Source organism: Pseudalkalibacillus berkeleyi (assembly GCF_021608225.1).
In the GTDB taxonomy this organism is placed as follows: Bacteria; Bacillota; Bacilli; order Bacillales; family Fictibacillaceae; genus Pseudalkalibacillus; species Pseudalkalibacillus berkeleyi.
On record NZ_JAKIJS010000001.1, the window covers coordinates 1604648 to 1622944 of the forward strand.

General features: G+C 38.9%; 22 protein-coding genes and 1 riboswitch. Of the genes, 4 read left to right on the forward strand and 18 right to left on the reverse strand.

The features are described from left to right. The first annotated feature begins 10 nt into the window (after positions 1-10). Entirely contained in the window at positions 11-1534 is a 1524-nt protein-coding gene (locus L2716_RS08530; protein WP_236333643.1) for a glycine betaine uptake BCCT transporter, read from the forward strand. A 49-nt stretch (positions 1535-1583) separates the two neighbouring features. Here L2716_RS08530 and L2716_RS08535 read toward each other — a convergent pair whose 3' ends face one another. From L2716_RS08535 to L2716_RS08585, 11 genes are all read right to left on the reverse strand, one after another. After that, positions 1584-2306: an alpha/beta fold hydrolase gene (locus L2716_RS08535; RefSeq protein WP_236333645.1), complete on the reverse strand. Its 723-nt coding sequence runs from the start codon at positions 2304-2306 to the stop codon at positions 1584-1586. A 97-nt stretch (positions 2307-2403) separates the two neighbouring features. Next, entirely contained in the window at positions 2404-2874 is a 471-nt protein-coding gene (locus L2716_RS08540) for a tetratricopeptide repeat protein (protein ID WP_236333648.1), read from the reverse strand. A gap of 62 nt (positions 2875-2936) precedes the next feature. Beyond that, positions 2937-3272: a hypothetical protein gene (locus L2716_RS08545; RefSeq protein WP_236333650.1), complete on the reverse strand. Its 336-nt coding sequence runs from the start codon at positions 3270-3272 to the stop codon at positions 2937-2939. Continuing rightward, the gene (locus L2716_RS08550; RefSeq protein WP_236333652.1) at positions 3265-3462 is read right to left on the reverse strand and encodes a hypothetical protein; all 198 of its coding nucleotides are present in this window, start codon (positions 3460-3462) and stop codon (positions 3265-3267) included. The genes L2716_RS08545 and L2716_RS08550 overlap by 8 nt, the downstream gene beginning before the upstream one ends. Positions 3463-3529: 67 nt before the next feature. Then, a complete protein-coding gene (locus tag L2716_RS08555) occupies positions 3530-3874 on the reverse strand; it encodes a hypothetical protein (RefSeq protein WP_236333654.1) in 345 nt (114 codons plus the stop codon). A 47-nt stretch (positions 3875-3921) separates the two neighbouring features. Further along, positions 3922-4578: a zinc dependent phospholipase C family protein gene (locus tag L2716_RS08560; RefSeq protein ID WP_236333656.1), complete on the reverse strand. Its 657-nt coding sequence runs from the start codon at positions 4576-4578 to the stop codon at positions 3922-3924. 48 nt (positions 4579-4626) lie between these two features. After that, positions 4627-5097 carry a GNAT family N-acetyltransferase gene (locus tag L2716_RS08565; RefSeq protein WP_236333658.1) on the reverse strand — a complete coding sequence of 157 codons (471 nt, stop codon included), beginning with the start codon at positions 5095-5097 and terminating at the stop codon, positions 4627-4629. A 192-nt stretch (positions 5098-5289) separates the two neighbouring features. Beyond that, positions 5290-6546 carry an MFS transporter gene (locus tag L2716_RS08570; protein ID WP_236333660.1) on the reverse strand — a complete coding sequence of 419 codons (1257 nt, stop codon included), beginning with the start codon at positions 6544-6546 and terminating at the stop codon, positions 5290-5292. Positions 6547-6649: 103 nt separating this feature from the next. Beyond that, a complete protein-coding gene (locus L2716_RS08575; protein WP_236333662.1) occupies positions 6650-7252 on the reverse strand; it encodes a TetR/AcrR family transcriptional regulator in 603 nt (200 codons plus the stop codon). Beyond that, positions 7227-8138, reverse strand: coding sequence for a GNAT family N-acetyltransferase (locus L2716_RS08580; protein WP_236333664.1), 912 nt, complete (start codon positions 8136-8138; stop codon positions 7227-7229). Before L2716_RS08580 ends, L2716_RS08575 begins: the two co-directional genes overlap by 26 nt. Before the next feature lie 92 nt (positions 8139-8230). Further along, positions 8231-8407 (reverse strand): hypothetical protein, encoded by a 177-nt coding sequence (locus L2716_RS08585; RefSeq protein WP_236333666.1) that lies wholly within the window; start codon positions 8405-8407, stop codon positions 8231-8233. A gap of 113 nt (positions 8408-8520) precedes the next feature. Here L2716_RS08585 and L2716_RS08590 point away from each other — a divergent pair, with 113 nt between their 5' ends. Beyond that, a complete protein-coding gene (locus tag L2716_RS08590) occupies positions 8521-8745 on the forward strand; it encodes a YqzH family protein (protein ID WP_236333668.1) in 225 nt (74 codons plus the stop codon). A 273-nt stretch (positions 8746-9018) separates the two neighbouring features. On the opposite strand, the gene L2716_RS08595 is transcribed toward L2716_RS08590, so the two are convergent. The 3 genes from L2716_RS08595 to L2716_RS08605 are packed head-to-tail and all read right to left on the reverse strand — an operon-like array spanning position 9019 to position 12407. Next, positions 9019-9804 (reverse strand): SDR family NAD(P)-dependent oxidoreductase, encoded by a 786-nt coding sequence (locus L2716_RS08595; RefSeq protein ID WP_236333670.1) that lies wholly within the window; start codon positions 9802-9804, stop codon positions 9019-9021. Beyond that, positions 9791-10774 carry an MBL fold metallo-hydrolase gene (locus L2716_RS08600; RefSeq protein ID WP_236333673.1) on the reverse strand — a complete coding sequence of 328 codons (984 nt, stop codon included), beginning with the start codon at positions 10772-10774 and terminating at the stop codon, positions 9791-9793. Before L2716_RS08600 ends, L2716_RS08595 begins: the two co-directional genes overlap by 14 nt. Positions 10775-10790: 16 nt before the next feature. Next, a complete protein-coding gene (locus tag L2716_RS08605; protein WP_236333675.1) occupies positions 10791-12407 on the reverse strand; it encodes a M20/M25/M40 family metallo-hydrolase in 1617 nt (538 codons plus the stop codon). A 248-nt stretch (positions 12408-12655) separates the two neighbouring features. Between L2716_RS08605 and L2716_RS08610 the strand changes: the two genes are divergently transcribed. Continuing rightward, positions 12656-13447 (forward strand): glycerophosphodiester phosphodiesterase, encoded by a 792-nt coding sequence (locus L2716_RS08610; RefSeq protein ID WP_236333677.1) that lies wholly within the window; start codon positions 12656-12658, stop codon positions 13445-13447. Positions 13448-13731: 284 nt separating this feature from the next. Here the strand turns inward: L2716_RS08610 and L2716_RS08615 are convergent, their stop codons facing one another. From L2716_RS08615 to L2716_RS08630, 4 genes are all read right to left on the reverse strand, one after another. Further along, the gene (locus L2716_RS08615; RefSeq protein ID WP_236333679.1) at positions 13732-14964 is read right to left on the reverse strand and encodes an aspartate kinase; all 1233 of its coding nucleotides are present in this window, start codon (positions 14962-14964) and stop codon (positions 13732-13734) included. A 174-nt stretch (positions 14965-15138) separates the two neighbouring features. Then, positions 15139-15330: riboswitch (Lysine riboswitch) on the reverse strand. A 141-nt stretch (positions 15331-15471) separates the two neighbouring features. Beyond that, on the reverse strand, positions 15472-16026 hold the full coding sequence (locus tag L2716_RS08620) for a histidine phosphatase family protein (protein ID WP_236333681.1): 555 nt from the start codon (positions 16024-16026) through the stop codon (positions 15472-15474). Between the two features lie 22 nt (positions 16027-16048). Beyond that, positions 16049-16684: a pyridoxamine 5'-phosphate oxidase family protein gene (locus tag L2716_RS08625; RefSeq protein ID WP_236333683.1), complete on the reverse strand. Its 636-nt coding sequence runs from the start codon at positions 16682-16684 to the stop codon at positions 16049-16051. Positions 16685-16705: 21 nt separating this feature from the next. Then, entirely contained in the window at positions 16706-17128 is a 423-nt protein-coding gene (locus L2716_RS08630) for an SRPBCC family protein (protein WP_236333685.1), read from the reverse strand. 145 nt (positions 17129-17273) lie between these two features. On the opposite strand from L2716_RS08630, the gene namA reads away from it, so the two are divergent. Continuing rightward, positions 17274-18290 (forward strand): NADPH dehydrogenase NamA, encoded by a 1017-nt coding sequence (gene namA, locus L2716_RS08635; protein ID WP_236333687.1) that lies wholly within the window; start codon positions 17274-17276, stop codon positions 18288-18290. Positions 18291-18297 lie beyond the last annotated feature (7 nt).

Here is an 18297-nt window from a genome sequence, read left to right on the forward strand (position 1 = left end):
GGAGAATGGTATGAAGAAAATTACACCTGTATTTTGGATTACTTTAGCGATTACAATCTTTGCTTCCATTTGGGGTTCATTAGCTCCAAAAAACTTAGAAAGAATTACCGGTACCATTCAAACGTACATTTCTGTTCATTTTGGATGGTATTATTTATTGATCGTTTCATTGTTTGTCATTTTCTGTTTATATATGATTTTCAGTCCATATGGCAAAATCAAACTTGGCAAACCTGATGATCAACCTGATTACAGTTACTCAACTTGGTTTGCGATGCTATTCAGTGCTGGTATGGGAATTGGACTTGTATTCTACGGTGCAGCTGCACCCATCTCCCAATATATTAAAACGCCACCTGTAGCAGAGCCAGGCACAGCCGAAGCGCTTCGAGATGCGATGAGAATCACTTTTTTCCATTACGGTATTCACGCGTGGGCCATTTATGCTGTCGTTGCACTTGTACTCGCCTACTTCAAATTCCGTCACAATAAACCTGGATTGATCAGTGCGACCTTGGAACCTTTATTTGGAGATAAGATGAAAGGTCCATGGGGAACATTGGTAGACGTCATCGCAGTATTTGCAACGATTGTCGGAGTGGCTACAACCCTCGGATTTGGTGCGGCACAAATCAATGGAGGGTTTACCTACTTACTAGGAATTGAGAAACAATTCTGGATTCAATTGGTCATCATTTTCGTTGTCACAGTGTTATTTATGATTTCAGCATATACCGGTCTAAGTAAAGGGATTAAATACTTAAGTAACGCCAATATGGGATTAGCAACGATTTTATTCATCGCTATGCTTATCATTGGACCAACACTATATATCATGAACACATTTACAGATACCCTTGGAGCTTATATTCAAAGTATTGCCGCAGAAAGCTTCCGTTTATCACCCGAAAATCCTGATAAACAAAAATGGGTCATGAACTGGACTGTATTCTTTTGGGCATGGTGGATTGCATGGTCTCCATTTGTCGGCATTTTCATAGCACGTGTTTCAAAAGGCCGATCCATCCGTGAATTCTTATCTGGCGTTTTAATCGTACCGTCGATCGTTAGTTTCTTATGGATGGCCGTATTCGGAATGTCGGCCATTGAGTCTGAGAAAAACGGTGCAGACATTGCCAGTTTACCTGATGAACAAATGTTATTTGGCGTATTTGATCAATTTCCATTCAGTATCGCATTATCCGTACTCGCAATGATGTTGATCGGTACATTTTTCATTACATCAGCAGACTCTGCTACGTTCGTCTTAGGTATGCAAACGACTAACGGGTCATTGAACCCACCAAAGGCCGTCAAGTTTGCTTGGGGTATTGCACAATCTACTATTGCATCTGTATTACTCTATACAGGAGGACTCCAAGCATTACAAAACGCATTGATTTCAGCAGCCTTTCCATTCTCGCTTATCATGTTGATGATGGTTTACTCACTCTACAAAGCATTGAGGAAAGATAAAGCTGAGTTAGACATGTTAAATAAACAAGAAAATAAATATAAAAATAAAGCATCGTAAAAAAGGCGTGGCACAAATCTTGTGCCACGCCTTCTTTGTGTGTATTTTCTCAATTTATGACGACAGTATAATGGTTGATAAATTGCTGCAATGTAGTAACAAACTGTCGAGGTTGCTGGGAATGCACCAGATGGGAGGCGAAAGGAATTACCGAGACGTGAACGTCCTCTTTCATCGTTTGATACTGAGATGCTGTTTTCACTTCAGCTTTATTGCCTTCTCCTACAATAAAAAGCATCGGCACTTTCACATCAGATATGTCATTAGTTAATGCAAGAGGATACCAGTTTTCATCTCTTGCCATATGCAGAAACTGCTTCCAATCCGAGTCGTGGAGTTGATTGAAATATTCAACTGTAGCATGATCTTCAAGTAACATTGTTTGTTTTATCGTGTCTTCTTTATGGAGCTGCGGCCAATTACTTGGCAATTCAGACATAACACCAGAAATAGTCAGACTTTTAAGGTGGTTGGGGTACTTTTTCGCATAACCAAGTGCTACAAATGCACCGAGTGAACAACCTACGATATGAGCGTCTTCAATCTTTAATGATTGAAATGTTTCATTTATGTCTTCAATCGAATCCACCAGAAAGTCATCTAGTTTATCACTAAATGATTTTCCATGTCCTCTCAGGTCTAGTAAGATGACCTGATGCGCTCCTTCAAGTTGTTCCTTAATTTCCGAGAAATCAGACTCTCCAGTTTGTAACCCTGTATGGAGAAATACGATTGGATCACCAGTTCCAAACACTTTAGAATGTAAAATCAATACACACAACTCCTCTATCTATTGATAATAAAATTGGTCGCCTTTTACGAATTAGAAATTTTCTCATAGGCTTCATCCCTATTCTTTTTCTAACATTTTACCAAGTCTGATCCAGTTTATCGGAATAGAACTCCAGTGCTTTACTATACTTTGCTATCCAAGGATCAGAAGTGGTAGAAACTAAGATTGATAATAAGCTAGTCATTGACTCTTCATTTTCATTCAAGTTATACATCACCATAGAATGGAAAACTTTCATTGCTAAATTATGGGGATATTCCATCATTCCTTCTTCCAATATGTTTCTACACTTTTGATATTCACCAACACATCTATAGCTGCTACCCAACTGTACATATGTACGTTCTCTGAGCGGTCCATTAATTTCACTAGTAAGAGCTGCTTTATAGAATTGTATTGCTTTCCTTTCCATCCCTAAAGCATCGTAAGTTACAGCACAATAAAAGTTAATGACCGGGTCGTTTGGAGATTCTTCCACTAGCTTTAATAGCAAAACATTTGCTTCTCGAAACTTTTGATCATTGATGAGTTGTATGTAGTCCTGCAATATTCTCCCTCCTTTAATTAGATTTAAATAACCATGAGCCTACCTGGATCAACGCATCTTGTTTAATCACCAGTAGCCTTTTTAAATATTTCGATTTGATCATCGTGTTTGACCAATATCACTGATTTATCTTCATTCGAACGATACAATACAGTACCTTTTTCCAAATAATTTGACCACAAGTTATGAGTAGGCATTTCCTTAGGTTTTACTTTCTTTGACACAATTCCAATTTCTTTACCAATTGTATATTTATTTTCTTCTACATAACCTCTAGAGTTGAATTCTTCGTTATTATAAATAAGAATCGCTGAATAAGAACCATTTGAGATTGTGTTACATCCAGAAATTATGGATACGAAAACAAGTATACAAAGATAAGGTGAAACTTTAAGCACTATTTTTCTCTTTTTTCATTTGATTATAAGTTATCATCAAACCTGTAAAACCTGCAGCAAAGGAAGGTGGTAAACTCCAAGCAAGATAACCCCATTTACCTGTTGATATTGATATGATGAGAAAAAGAATTGGAATACCTACTAATACGATTATAGAAACTAATAGAGCAACTTTGTTGTTATTTTTCATACTTTGCAAACCTCCTTCCAGCACGCGTCCTAGTTACTTCCATGCTGCACCAAATTTATTTGTGGCATTATTTTCGGTTCTCATATCCTTTTCCAATAACTGTCTCTTTGTCGTTACTAACATAAACGATTAGTCTCCCGTTGGTATCGTCTTCTGTGTTGTTGAAGGTTACAGAATATATGGTTTTGCCAATAAATTTATCACCTATTTGTTTCCCAAGATCTTCACTTACAATCACTTCATTAACGACAGAATCCTTTGGAGAGACTGGGATTTTATTTACCTCTTCCTTTGTTAAACTGTTAAATGCCACCATCTCTATGGGGATATTATTGCTTTGATATAAATTACAACCACCCATAAGAAATATGGAACCTATCAATATGAAAGAAATATTTGATTTTAATCTCAAATCACCGCTCCTCTTCATAAATCATTATATAATGGCTCGTTTAGAAGTTAATAAGCTAATGACTTAATCTTATCTTTTAATAATATCTTGATCTTTTGTACCGTATTATCTACAAACTCATCGACTTCATATGAGGCGAGATATATAAACTTGTGGTCAGTGGAAACCTTATTACTTTGATAGAATTCAGTAATATTTCTAATTTGTTTAAGCGTTTGACCCTTCGGAAAGAAACTTAAATACTCTGGAAAGTCAGTTATGTGCTGAAATTCAGTCCAGAAAATATTCTCTTTGTGATCTTTAAGATATAGAAAATCTAATCCGTACCAATCTCTTTTAACAAGGTTTGCGTATTCAGGAGTATTTAATATTGCTTGGTACACTTCTTCCTTTTTCTTATGTTTCAAGAGTTTAATCCACTCTTCATCCGTAACCAAATGTATGTAATATCCTAAATAATAAGAAAACTCACTGGACAAATCTTCATTCCAATTTCTGAGATATTGATCGTAAAAATAATCAGAGTTTATTTTTCCATCAATCTTGAAATGAGTAATTTCTTTAGGAGGGTTAGGTTTACCATTTTCTCCCTTTAGCCCGCAATCCGGACCAATATTACCTACCAAAAAGTCAATTGTTGAAACTGGAAATACCTCTTTAAGTAATTCTTCAGTAATTCTAAAATGAGTAACCCAAGTAGCCACAATGCTCTCTCCTTTTAATTCATGTTACATTAGCCATTTAGACTGATATTATAAATTTATTTCCATCCGTCTCATTTTTGTCTCTAAATTCATTGATTCATAAAATTTGATTGCACTTTCGTTAAATTCATACACACCTAATTCTAGTGAATCCGCTTCTATGTTTTTAGCGAACTCCAATATTTTTCTAAAAAATATTTTCCCCAACCCATTTCGTCTGAACTTCATATCGACGCCAAAATCGTTCATATAGACAACTTTCTTCGGAATAAGTATGGGTCTTTCCTCGGTATGATTAATAGTAAGGATGGTATAAGCGATGGGTTTGTCTTCTTCTAATATGAATACCTTCGTGTTTTCTCCTTCTATCAAGTTGTTGAAATACTCTTTGTCTAACGTGATTTCTGCCATCTTATAATGGTCTGGTCTTTCCTTTGTATGTAATTCATGAACTTGTCTTTGTATTTGATGAACCCCTTCAAAGTCAGTCTTTTTGGCTTCTCTTATCTGTATATCCAAATTACTTCCCCCTTTTTTGAAACACTAGGTCTAGTGTCCGCCCCTAGCTTTATAATCGTTTCCCCATCCTTATTTTACCATAAAATAAATAGATCAATAGAAAGATCTATTATTCGATAGAGGTACGTCAGAAATAAAAAAGGGGCTGTCAGAAGATCAGTGGACAGCCCCATTCATGTTGATTGTTATCACTTAGTCAAAGTCTCTTAAGCCTGGTACTTTAGCGTAGATGAGAATGGCTAATATGACGACGAGCGCTCCACCCGATAGCATAATGGTTGTAATATCCACCCCTAATGATAGGACCATTGAGGTAATTGCAAAGGACACCGGTACTAAGCCGAGAGAAGCCATGGACAACAGGCTCATCACTCTTCCCATCATTTCTTCCTTCACAATCGTTTGAATGGCTGCGATAATTGGGATGTTAATGACTGAGAAAGTCGTTCCGAGTAGTGCGATTAGTGCTAGGCTTTGCCATAATTCACTCGTGAAGCTAAATAAAGTAAATACAAGTCCGTTGAAGCCGACCGCTATGATGACCAATAAACCTCTTCGTTTTTGTACATTTAGAACCCCAATGATAATGGACCCGATCAACATGCCGCCTGCAAGTGTTCCTTCAAGGTAACTGAAATCAAGAGAAGTCCCACCTAACACATTCTTGACGAACAAAGGTAAACCCATTTGCAATGGTCCCACGAGAAAAAGATTGATAAATACTGCAAAGAGAATCAGGGCTAACAGAAAAGAAGACGTTTTTACATAAGAAATTCCTTCTTTAATAGACTTGAGTAATTGTGATCCATGGTTTTCTTGATCTGTCGTTTCTGTCTTCTTTTTTGATGTGCGGATTAAGAGGATTGCAATGCTCGCAATAATCAATAATGCAGCTGTTGCCGAGAATGCTATCACATAACTTCCCAATGCAATGACAGCACCCGCAAGCATTGGTCCAACTATAAAGGAAGATTGGCTCGTCATCTGAATGACAGAATTTGCTCTTGTAAGCTGCTCTTTACTCACTAGAGCAGGTAACAAACCACCATTAGCCGGCCAGAAAAATGCATCTAAAATTCCGAATATGAGCGCAAAAGTTACAAATGACCATATCGATACGTCACCAAACAATAGCCACATAACGAGTGCGATTGCTACTCCAGCACGCAATATATCCGATAAAAACATAATGACGCTTTTGCTGAAACGATCAGCCACCGCGCCGCCGATCATCATAAATAAAACACGAGGAATGCTTGATGCAATAAATACGAGTCCTAGTGATGCTTCAAGACCCATCACTTCTACAACATACCATGCCTCTGAGAACATAAAGATGGACAAACCAAAACTTGAACAAAGCCCCGCTATCCATAGAAATAAGAAGTTCCGATTTTTCCATATGGCAGGAGATTGCTTCTCCCGCTGTTGTTCAACTACTGCTTCCATATCCATTCGCCTCCACTCAATAACCTTAAATCCATTTTCTACTAATTCAAACAGCGTTCATACTGTCTCAAGTACGTTATTGTTCTCAGTCTGTAGTCTGAGTTTAGTTTTGTAAGTACTTGAAAATCATCTGTTCATAAAGGCGAAGCATTGATCGGTGCTCAGTAATATCCTTATGGAACAACAGGTGGAGGACAATTCCATCTAAAGTCGACCAAAATAATCTTGAGAACTCTTTAACTTGCACATCTTCTCGAAATTCACCAGATTCAATGCCTTCTTCAATAATTTCCGTAATAAAAGTAGTAAATCGTTCTACCCGATCATCAAATACTTGCTGTCTTCCCGCTTTAGTTGCGTAAATCCAAAATTCGAACTGAACGGCTATATGGTTTAATGTATTGTCATCCATCTTGCCACTAATGAAATACTGAAATAAGTAATCTATTTTGGCCGTAGCATTTTTAAATTCACTGAGTTGCTCTTTAATTTCAAAATACTTCTCCGTTCTACGATCGTTCAGTTTATGAAAAATTTCTTCTTTACTCTTAAAATATAAATAAATGGAGCCTTTACTCGTTTTCGAAGCTTTCGCAATATCATCTACTGTCGTTTCACTAAACCCTTTCTCAGCAAAGCATTGAGCAGCTGAATCAAGAATAGCTTCACGCTTCTCTTCCTTATAATTCTCTGATACGCGTGGCATTTGGTTTAATCGACTCCTTTATTCCCATATTCATGCAGACTTGTTCAACCATCGTTGAGAATCCTAGTCGACGAATGGCTTCGAATGTTTCCCGTTTTTGATTAGAGAGATTGATCACGAGACGTTTGCATGAGGCGGTAGGTTCGAAAATTTTGTGCAGAAGCGTATCGATCAACGCTTCTCGCTTTTCGGTACTTGAGTTGACCTCTATTTGATGCAGCACAATAGTGGATAGCATGCCGTAGGGATCATACACCTTTCGGTAAAGCCCATATCCAATGTCACGTCCATTTTCAGAAACGACAAGAGCATCACCGTTACCCACACTTTGCCATTGTGTTTGCCAAGGTCCACTACAATCGTAAAAATCAAGATGCTGAACAAAGTGAGGAGCTTTCGTTTCAAATGCCCATAATGGGTCAAGTTTCTTCGGTTGTACACGTATTGGACCTTGTTGTTGCAGGAAAAAGACCCGGTCCGACGTTGAATATCCGAGGGATTCATATAATTTGATTGCAGCATGATTATCGTGAATGGCTTCAAGATGAGCTTCATCTACTCCCTTTTGCTTATAGAGATCGATTACCGCTTCCATCATCCTTTTGCCAACACCCATTCGTCGAAATTCTGGCGCAACAGCGGTACCTCCGTTGTAGCCAATGAGCTTTCCTTCAACATTACGAAATCCATTTAGTACGATTCCTGCTGGAACTCGATTAACAAATGCGACAATAGAATCGTCTGCGGAAAAACCTTCTTGAACCATACGTTGAAGAAAACGGTCAATTGTCATCGTCATATCTGTATAGTAGCCTTTAAATCCATTGTTCCAAGCGTCAAGGACATCCGTTAGCGAACAGTTTGATAAACGTTCAATCACAATCATTGAACATATCCTCCTTATATAAAACTGACTGGTTAGTTTTTATAATTCCATGGTAATCCATTAATCTTACATTTTCAAGAAAAAAATGGTATTTAATCTAGAATTTCATACGAAGAAATGTGTGAAGGATTGATGTATAAAGAAGGATGGATCTCAATAAGTTCATCTCGAACAGATTCATCCTGTGTCAAAACGAGGCTTTGAAAATCATTTTGTTCCATTTGAAGCACATACTCTTTTCCGCTATTCATCACCACTTTTATACGCATGAATCATTCCCCCTTTATTCTTGTATAACTATATTCGGAATGGAGTTAAACTTTTCCTTCTTCAACAAATAACAATGAATTTGTTGACGATAAGCTTTCTCTCCACTATCGTTATGAAAGGAAAGGTTGTGCGTATTGTGGAAGCACTTTTTATTAAGAAGATGATTGATCGTTGTTTAATAGAATATTTTGGAGATCTAGAATTATCCCCCTTCACAAATGAAGATTATGACGTATTAGTTGAAGAAATTGGTACAAAGATAGAACAACAACAAGAAGAACCAACTTATGTCGTCGTACATGACCAAGTTTATCAATACTTGGCAACACAGCAATAACTACAGAAAAAGGGCTGACCGAAAAGGATTATGAGTCCTTAATGGGAAGCTCCTATTTTTTTGTTTAACCCGTTATGCACGATAATCTCGATATATGCACGATAATTTCGATATATGCACGATAATTTCGATATATGCACGATAATCTCGATATATGCACGATAATTTCAATATATGCACGATAATTTCAATATATGCACGATAACCTTCTTTTCAACTAAAATAGGATGCCCCATACAACTACTTTCATAGATGTTTTGGGACACCCCTTTCTTATTTCTGGCTAAATGCTTTCTTTCCTAGCTTTTCAACAAGCGCAGGAGCGAGTTGATAAAGTTTACTCCCTACTTCCATCCAACCTGGTAAATTGACTTCACGTACGGGTTTTTCTATCGTCGAGATCACTTTTCGTGAAACGAGTTCAGCTGGGAGTAACCACTTTTCAATATTTTTTTCATATTGCCCACTCTTATCGGCTACTTTAAAGAAGTTGGTTCGTATGGGACCAGGATTTACTGTCGTCACATGAATACCGTAATCTTTGACTTCCATCCGTAAGCTGTTTGTAAAACCAAGAACGGCGTGCTTCGTCGCAGCATAGCCACTACCTTTGGTCGTTGCGAGCTTAGCAGCTTGCGAAGCGATGTTGATAATGTGACCGCTCCTTCGCTCAACCATTTCTGGTAAAACAACTTTCGTACAAGCCATCAATCCGATCACATTCGTATCAAACATTCCTTTAACGTCTTCCATCTTCGCATCTAAAAAATAATCAAAAATACCATAACCCGCGTTGTTAATTAAAACATCAATCGAACCGACCTCTTTTTCGATCCGGTTGAAAACCTGTTCGATTTGGGGCAGGTCTTGTACATCCAGCTGATAAGAATACGCCTTCACTTTGAAGTCATTTTGGATTTCATTACGAAGGTACTCCAGCTTTTCAATTGAGCGTGCCATCAAAACAGGCGTCCAGCCTTTTGCCGCGATCATCTTTGCCATTTCTGCTCCGATACCACTTGATGCGCCTGTGATCACGACAACTTTAGCGACACTCATGCTTAGCGACCTCTTTTGCCTGAAAATATAATACGCCTTCCTTTTCTACAACCTTCAATCGATCGTCCCTCTTTAATAAATCCAAGTGACCAAGTGTTTCTGACATCGTCAGCCCTAGCTCTTTCAAAAAGATTGTTGGAAAGAGCTTCTGGCAAATTTCAAAGCCCGTTAACGCTTCTTGACTTATCATTTTTAAAATATCGTCAGCACGTTCTTCTTGCTTTAATAGACGCAAGTGCACAAGCTCTTTCGGATGTTCTACCGGTTTTCCATGTCCTGCATACACTTTTATCACGTTTCTGTCGATCACCTTCATAAGAGAATCTCGGTATTGTAATAACGTCTTTGGTCGTTCTGTTTCACCAATTGGTGGCGGTTCAATTAATGCGTTTGAAGAGATATGCTTAATGAGATGATCTCCGCCGATCATCACACCATCAGTGTCTCTTAATAACGACAGATGTCCTTGGGCATGACCTAATGTTTCAACAACGGTCCACCCAGGTAAGCCGTCAATCGCATCCCCTTCTTCAACTACAACATCCACATCGATCGTGCAGGAATAATCTAGATACCCTCTGACGGTTTCCATTGCTTTTTTATGAAATTTTTCAATGCCCATTTCTCTATAAACGGTTAAGTAAAATGCATCATGGTGCTCAAAGAAGGCTGGGTCTTTTTTCAACCATGGTAAGTTGTAAGCCATGGTGATGAATCGGACGCTGTGTTCTGTAAAATAATCAGAAAGCCCGACGTGATCTGGGTGGTGGTGAGTGAGTACGACTTGCTCGATATCGGATACTTGAAATCCAAGTGCATCGATCTGACGCTTCAATGACGCCCATGCCTCATCTGTTTTCGGGCCCGTATCCACTAAAGTTAACTTTTCGCTTTCAATTAGATAGACGTTCACATCTCCAACTGCGAAAGGAGTAGGTAAACTAATGCAATGTATGCGTTCTGAATTCAAAATCTTAACGCCTCCGTTATTTTAGCAATTTGGATATAGCAACTGGTAACATTTCATGAAACGCACCAAACGAGTAATCCACATTTAATCGCTCTGTCCATTTATGTGCATCTCGTCCCAGTGGTCCAAAGTTCATCACAGGAATCTTAAGCTGTTGAAGTTCATCTAGTGGGAACTGGTACCCATTTTGAAATAACGGCATATTTCCAAACAATGGTTTCAGTGCTTCAACAGGCTGTGATAAGCTCGTGAAGCTTAAATCTGACAGTCCTGCAAAATAGTGCTGTTCTTTAATAGTTATATTATACTTCTTCTCAGCGAGGTCGATTAATTCTCCAACGACGTTCTGGATTTTCGAGTTGTTTCTGGACGATACAGCTGGATAAAAGGGTGGACTGTAAAATAGGACGATCATTGGTCCTTCGTCTTTACAAAGTCCTGCAAGATCGGATACTAAGCGAGTGGATAAATCTCTGTCCCCTAGCACCTTAAAGTTCGCTGCAATGTAAGCTTGTCGACGAACAATCTCCGCTTCTCCGTACTGTTCTATCGCTTTTTCAAGTAACTGTTCATAGGTGAACACGGATATCTTGTGATCCATCGGTTGAAACGATTCCCATTGTGTAAAGGTCATCGCTCGATCGTACAAATGCTTTTCAATTTGCCTTGCGACTTTATTCGCTAATGTAAGCATATCATTGTTGATGTCAGAAACGGATCTTTCCATCACCATCAAATTGTACAAGGCTACAGCTACATGAGGAATTTGCACAGAATATTCTTCTTTAAGATCTTTCTGCATTAAATTCGTTGGTGGAGGTGTGACCTCTCCGTCAATGGCTTCACAAAAATCAGTATTTAATTCTAGGGCTCTTGAAAGCTCAGATGCCATATAGTTTGCATTAATTCCTGAAAAGGGTTCTCCGACATGCGTTTCCATTCCATAGCATAAAAACCCTGGAAGTAATTTTCCGATTGATCCTGTGTATACATATTGGTTCGTATCACCAGGATAACGTGTGAAAACAGGCTCTGAGTTCAGGCATGCTGTATACTCAAGCTGGTGCGTTTGAGACATATCAAGTAAAACCTCCACAGCTTCCATCATACCTGTAGAGTTCGCTTCTTCGTCTGGAACGGTTAGGAGTAATAGATTACCATCGAATTCCCCGTTACAAGCTTTTTCAATCATGGACATTTGCAGTGCGAGCCCTGCCTTCATATCCATGGAACCTCTACCAAATAACCATTCACCGTTATTTAAATCCTCCTGTACAGCTTGAGGTAGCTCATTGAAATTGGCACGGAATTCTTGAGTAAGCTCCTTAGGGCGAAAGGCTAGGTTCTTCCATTCTCCGTAATCCTCTATATCAACTACATCAAAGTGGCTAATGAGTACGACTGTTTTCGGCTGATTACTATTCCGCACAAATGCTGTTACAAACTTACGTCCATCTCGTGTTGGGTGTATTTGTAAGTCTTCAGGGTTTTCGTTAAAATAGTCTAGCTCATTAAGCTTCATATAAATGAATTCACTAATTGCAAGTTCTGCATCAGATCCTGTAATACTAGGAAATTCTATCAGATGACAAAGTAGCTCTTTCAGACTTTCTTGATCCTGCCACTTATTCATTACACTCACTCCATTTACTGAATGATGTCGAATTTTGTATGCGTTTCTTTAAAGCTCGTCGGATTTAACCGTATTCCTTTCTATACTGGAAAAACTTTAACTCAGTTAAAAGTTAGGTTGTAAGAAATGTTTACCTCATGAAGTTTATTTGAGTATACTATATAGAACATGCTAAATTACACCTAAGTGTTTATATTTAATTAATATGTATGCTGCAGCATTTCAAAGACATTTGAGGAGAGATTGATTTGACTTTAATTTTCGCCCATCGCGGGTCAAGTAAATATGCACCTGAAAATACGATGGCTGCCTTTCGAAAAGCACTTGAACAACATGCTGATGGTATTGAACTCGATGTTCAACTGACGAAAGATAAAATTCCAGTCATCATTCATGATGAATCTCTAAAACGTACAACAGGCGTAAAAGGGCTTGTTGGTGAATACACCTATGATGAAATACGCTGTCTCGATGCTGGCAAATGGTTTTCTGCAAAGTTTAAATATGAAAGAATTCCTTCGCTTGAGGAGTTCTTAATTTGGATGAAACCAACCACATTGAAATTGAATATTGAATTTAAAAACAACATACTCCCGTACTATGGTATGGAAAAAATCGTTTATGATCTCGTTCAAGAACATGGATTAGAGGACCGGCTCATTTACTCTTCCTTTAATCACTATAGCTTGAAGGAAATGAAGAAGTTTGATCCTAACATAGATATCGCACCGCTCTATTCTTCTGGTTTGTATGAACCATGGAACTATGTGAAGAGCCTTCCTGCTGAAAGTGCACACCCACATTGGCGGACGCTCAATCAATTCATGTTAAACGGATTTAAGGAACACGAAATTCGCGTTAGACCATACACCATCAATGATCCTAAACGAATGAAATGGTTATTTGAGAATAAAATCGATGCCATTATTACGGACGTTCCAGATATCGCCTTTGATGTCCGATCAGGGCTCCATGCTCCAAAATCAAACAAAGTCATGACCGCACTGCAAAAAATGAACCCAAAAAGCTTTTTAAAATAGGATGTAGCTCCCATATGAGGTCGTCGTAGCCGGATCACGGTGTTACCGCGACCTCATTCTACATTTATGAGTGCTCCGTTTCACGTTTTGCTCGCTACCGAGCACCCATTCGACCTCTATGAGTGCTCCGTATCACGTTTTACTCGCTACCGAGCACCCATTCGACCTCTATGAGAGCTCCGTATCACGTTTTACTCGCTACCGAGCACCCAATTTACCTCTATGAGTGCTCCGTATCACGTTTTGCTCGCTTCCGAGCACTCAATTAGTGTTCGATGATCCGTTTATACTGTAACAGCTTGTCTTGCATCTAATTCGAAGGCTTCATGCAAGCACTCAATCGCAGAGATCATTTCCCCACTATCAACGATTGTCGATACTTTTATCTCAGAAGTGCTGACCATTTTGACTTTAATTTGACCTTCTGCCAGAACATCGAACATTTTTGCAGCCACACCTGGATTCGATATCATTCCTGAGCCCACAATGGAAACTTTCGAAAGTCCTTCCTCGTATGCAATATGCTCATATCTTAACTCAGATTTAAACTTACTTAGCACATCCATTGTGTATTGAAGAATATCTGAATCTACAGAGAATGAGATGTCGGTGGTTTGATTTCCGTTTGTATTTTGAATGATGATATCGACGTTAATTTGATTATCAGAGAGTGTTGTAAACAACTTAGAAAGTGTTGACATTTCATCTGGCAACCCATACACGGTAACCTTTGTTACATTATCCTCAAACGCAATTCCTCTCACCATCAAGTTACCTTCCATTGCTACTTCCTCCTCTATTCTTGTTCCAGATTCTTTTTCAATACTCGAGCGCACCTCAAGTGTTACATTATAGTTTTTCGCAAACTCTACCGATCGTGGGTGGAGTACACCAGCACCTAGGTTTGCGAGTTCAAGCATTTCATCATAAGAAATTGCTTCAAGCTTTCGCGCGTCCTTAACGACACGCGGATCTGTTGTAAAAACGCCCGTAACGTCTGTATATATTTCGCACTTGTCGGCGTTTAACGATGCAGCAATTGCTACTGCTGTCGTATCTGAGCCGCCTCTGCCAAGTGTTGCAATCTCCTCATTTTCAGTAATCCCTTGAAACCCTGCTACAATGACAATTTTACCAGTTGCCAAATGCCCGTTGATCCGTCGTGAATCAATATCCAAAATTCTTGCATTACCGTGGACAGATTCTGTTTTAATACCAGCTTGCCATCCCGTAAGTGATACTGATTCATAGCCTTTTTGTTGTAGCGCCATTGCTAACAGCGACATCGAAACTTGTTCACCTGTAGAAACGAGCATATCTAACTCTCTTTTTGAAGGTTGTTCGGATATATCATTTGCCATTTGAATTAATTGGTCTGTACTTTTCCCCATCGCAGATACGACAACGACCACTTCTTTACCCTGCTTGTAAGTTTCTATTACACGTTCCGCTACATTTTGAATTCTTTCAATAGAACCTACAGAAGTACCACCATATTTTTGAACGATTAAAGCCATGCTTCCATTCCTTTCATCAGCTAAAATTACAATATAAAAAGGATTGACTCAATGTAAGTGTGACGGACTTTTCAAACAACCATAGCAAAAAACTCGTTTTGCAATATGATTGAATTGAAACAAATCGTCAGACTTGAGAGTCAATCCTCAAACGTCTGCCACACTTATTCCCTTGCGTGAGATAGTCCTCCATACGACATCAGGGATTTGTGTCGTATGACAGCTCTGTATTTATTCAATACAGATCCAGCCAAATGATGTTTGAGACAATCATTCAGCTTCGGCGAATTCCCCTTTCCTATGCACTCATAAGAGCTCAACCTCTTCATGCATCATACTATTGGTTTTCGCGCCTCTACCATCACTTCACTTAATGCTTGAAGTGTGGCCTGAAAATTTAATTGTTTGTATTCTATCAAAAACTTGACTATGAGACAAGTTTTTCTTTTTCATAACTTATTTACTGTGTTTGATTAAGATATGTTGCGATTACGTCGTTTTCATCATTTATGAGATTGGATTCGTACTAGTCTTCCTGTTGAGTGGATACGTTTTGTACGCTCCATTATCCGATGATAGCCTTAAAATGTTTCGGTCCTCAGGAATCCCTTCAAAATAGGCACCGATACTTCCGGTTGTACATTTGTGCCCCGAAATTAAGATGTTAACATCCTTTCCACCATACTTAAGTTCTATTTCATTCATAAAATCAAACACTCTTTCGATGTATGTATGAATATCTTCAACCCCTTGATAAACATTTGGATCAGGTACGGCACCAGCTAGTTTAACTTCATGTTTTAACAAACGATCTGCTTCTCCCAAATCAAACACATCAAGACGCTTATCTATTATAGGTTCATTGCCTGTTGCGATCTTTCCAGTTTGTATCGCTCGCTCTTGTGGGGAAGAAAATACAAAATCAAATTCAACCTCCACAAAATCTTCTCTTAAACGCTCGGCTTGCTTCACCCCTTCTTCATTTAAAGGTAGTCCTAATCTCCCTTGCAGCCTACCTTCTTTATTTAAATCGGTTTGCCCGTGTCTGACAACATAGATCATACAATCCCCTCCTCATGTAAAATTAGTACAGTCTGTTTCGATAGCTTTCTTGTAATTCAGCTGCAATTTTCTCTTCAGATAAGCCGGGTAAGTTAACATGCGCATGCAACATTTTTGCTGGATTAGGGCGCTCTGCTTGATCGAGCCAAGTTTTAGAATCCCAAAGCTTGGATCGTTTAAAGGCTTTCGCACAATGTATAAAGCACTCATCCACTTTGACAATCGTTCCTAATATAGGCGCTTTTCCGTTCACCTGCATTTCATTTAGAATTTGCTCATCCTCTGTAATCACTGCTTGCCCGTTAACGCGTAAAGTCTCTTCTAACCCTGGAATAACAAATAGGAGTCCGATATGAGGATTAGATAAAATGTTAAGCAATGAATCGACTCGCTTATTTCCTGGTCGTTCTGGAATGACTAAATGGTAATCATCTATTACATGCACGAATCCAGGTGCGTCACCTCTTGGCGAACTATCGCACCTGCCATTCTCATCTGAAGTAGCCATCACGAGAAAAGGAGACTTCTCAATAAACTGTCTGCAGTGATGGTCTAAGCAATCCATTACTTTTTTCTTCGCTTTTTCACTAGGACTTCCTACTAAAAGCTTAAGCTCTTCTTGACTAGTCACGCATTTCTTGAATCTGTCCTTGTCCATCGCTAATCTCCTCGAAAAATACTATTTTACTAAACTCGCTCTCAACTGAGTTACGCCAAACTCCAAATATCCTTTTAAACAAGTTAGCATATATACCCAGCCTTCTTTGTTATCAATTAAGAGGTTGGTTAGTTCTTCACCTGTAGCGTTGAATCCTTCTTCGGTAACTTCAATTACTGTGGAGTGATTATCCATTTCTTCAAGAGAGAGGGTTACGACATTCTCACCCCACTGATAAACGATCTTTCTGTCTCGCTCCATTTCTAATACGACGATATCAACTTGTGCACCGTACTCTTCATATTTTAGTGTGATCGTTTTCCCTTGCTCCCATCTTTCAGAGCTTGATGAAAACCAAAAGTGCCCAATTTTAGAGGGATCAACAAAAGCTTCAAAAACTTCTGATGTTGGCTTAAATATCTTCATTTTCGTTACGTTCATCATGTATACCCATCCTTTATAAATCATTAATAAATGTACTAATTCAATACTGCTCTATACAAGTCCTTCCTTCTTGCCATTAATGAGCATGTTTTCAGATTAATCTCGATCGATGTGATACACTTACAAAAAATAAGGAGTTGAGAACTTGAGTGCTAAGCTTTTTGAACCCATTACTTTTAAAAATATGACGTTAAAAAATCGGATTGTCATGTCGCCGATGTGTATGTATTCTTGTCAAGCTGAAAACGGGAAGGTGACGACTTGGCACAAGACCCATTACACGAGCCGCGCTGTCGGGCAAGTAGGACTCATCATGCTGGAGGCGTCCGCTGTACATACGCAAGGCAGAATATCGATGCAAGATTTAGGCATATGGGAAGATGGACAAATCGAAGGTCTGCGTGAGCTTGTAAGCCTTATCCATGAGCAAGATGCGAAAGTCGGAATACAGCTTGCACATGCTGGACGAAAAGCAATTGTGGATGGACCTATTTATTCGTCCTCACCTTTACCTTACAACGATAAAATGGAAGTACCAGAAGAGATGACGATTGATCAAATTAAAGATACTGTTGAAGATTTTCGAAAAGCAGCAATAAGAAGTAAAGAAGCCGGATTTGATGTGATTGAAATCCATGGGGCACATGGCTACTTAATTAGTCAATTTTTATCCCCGCTAACCAACCATCGTACAGATCAATATGGCGGGACGAAAGAAAAGAGATTCAACTTCCTTCGTGAAATCATAACTGCTGTCAAATCGGTTTGGGATGGGGCACTATTTATTCGTATTTCTGCAAATGACTATCATGAGGATGGATATGATGTAGAGGATTACGTGGAATATGCCGAATGGATGAAAGACCTAGGTGTGGATTTGATTGATTGCAGTTCGGGTGGCGTTGTACCGGCGAAAATCAATCCATATCCGGGATATCAGGTTCAGTATGCTGACCATTTAAAAAGTAAAGCAGCGATTGCAACAGGTGCTGTAGGTATGATCACCTCTCCTTTTCATGCTGAGGAAATCCTACAAAATAACCGTGCAGACCTTATCTTTCTGGCGAGAGAACTATTAAGAGATCCGTACTGGCCAAGAAGAGCGGCAGAGGAATTAAATACAGAACTGACCCCACCTCAACAATATGAACGAGGCTGGTAACAATGAA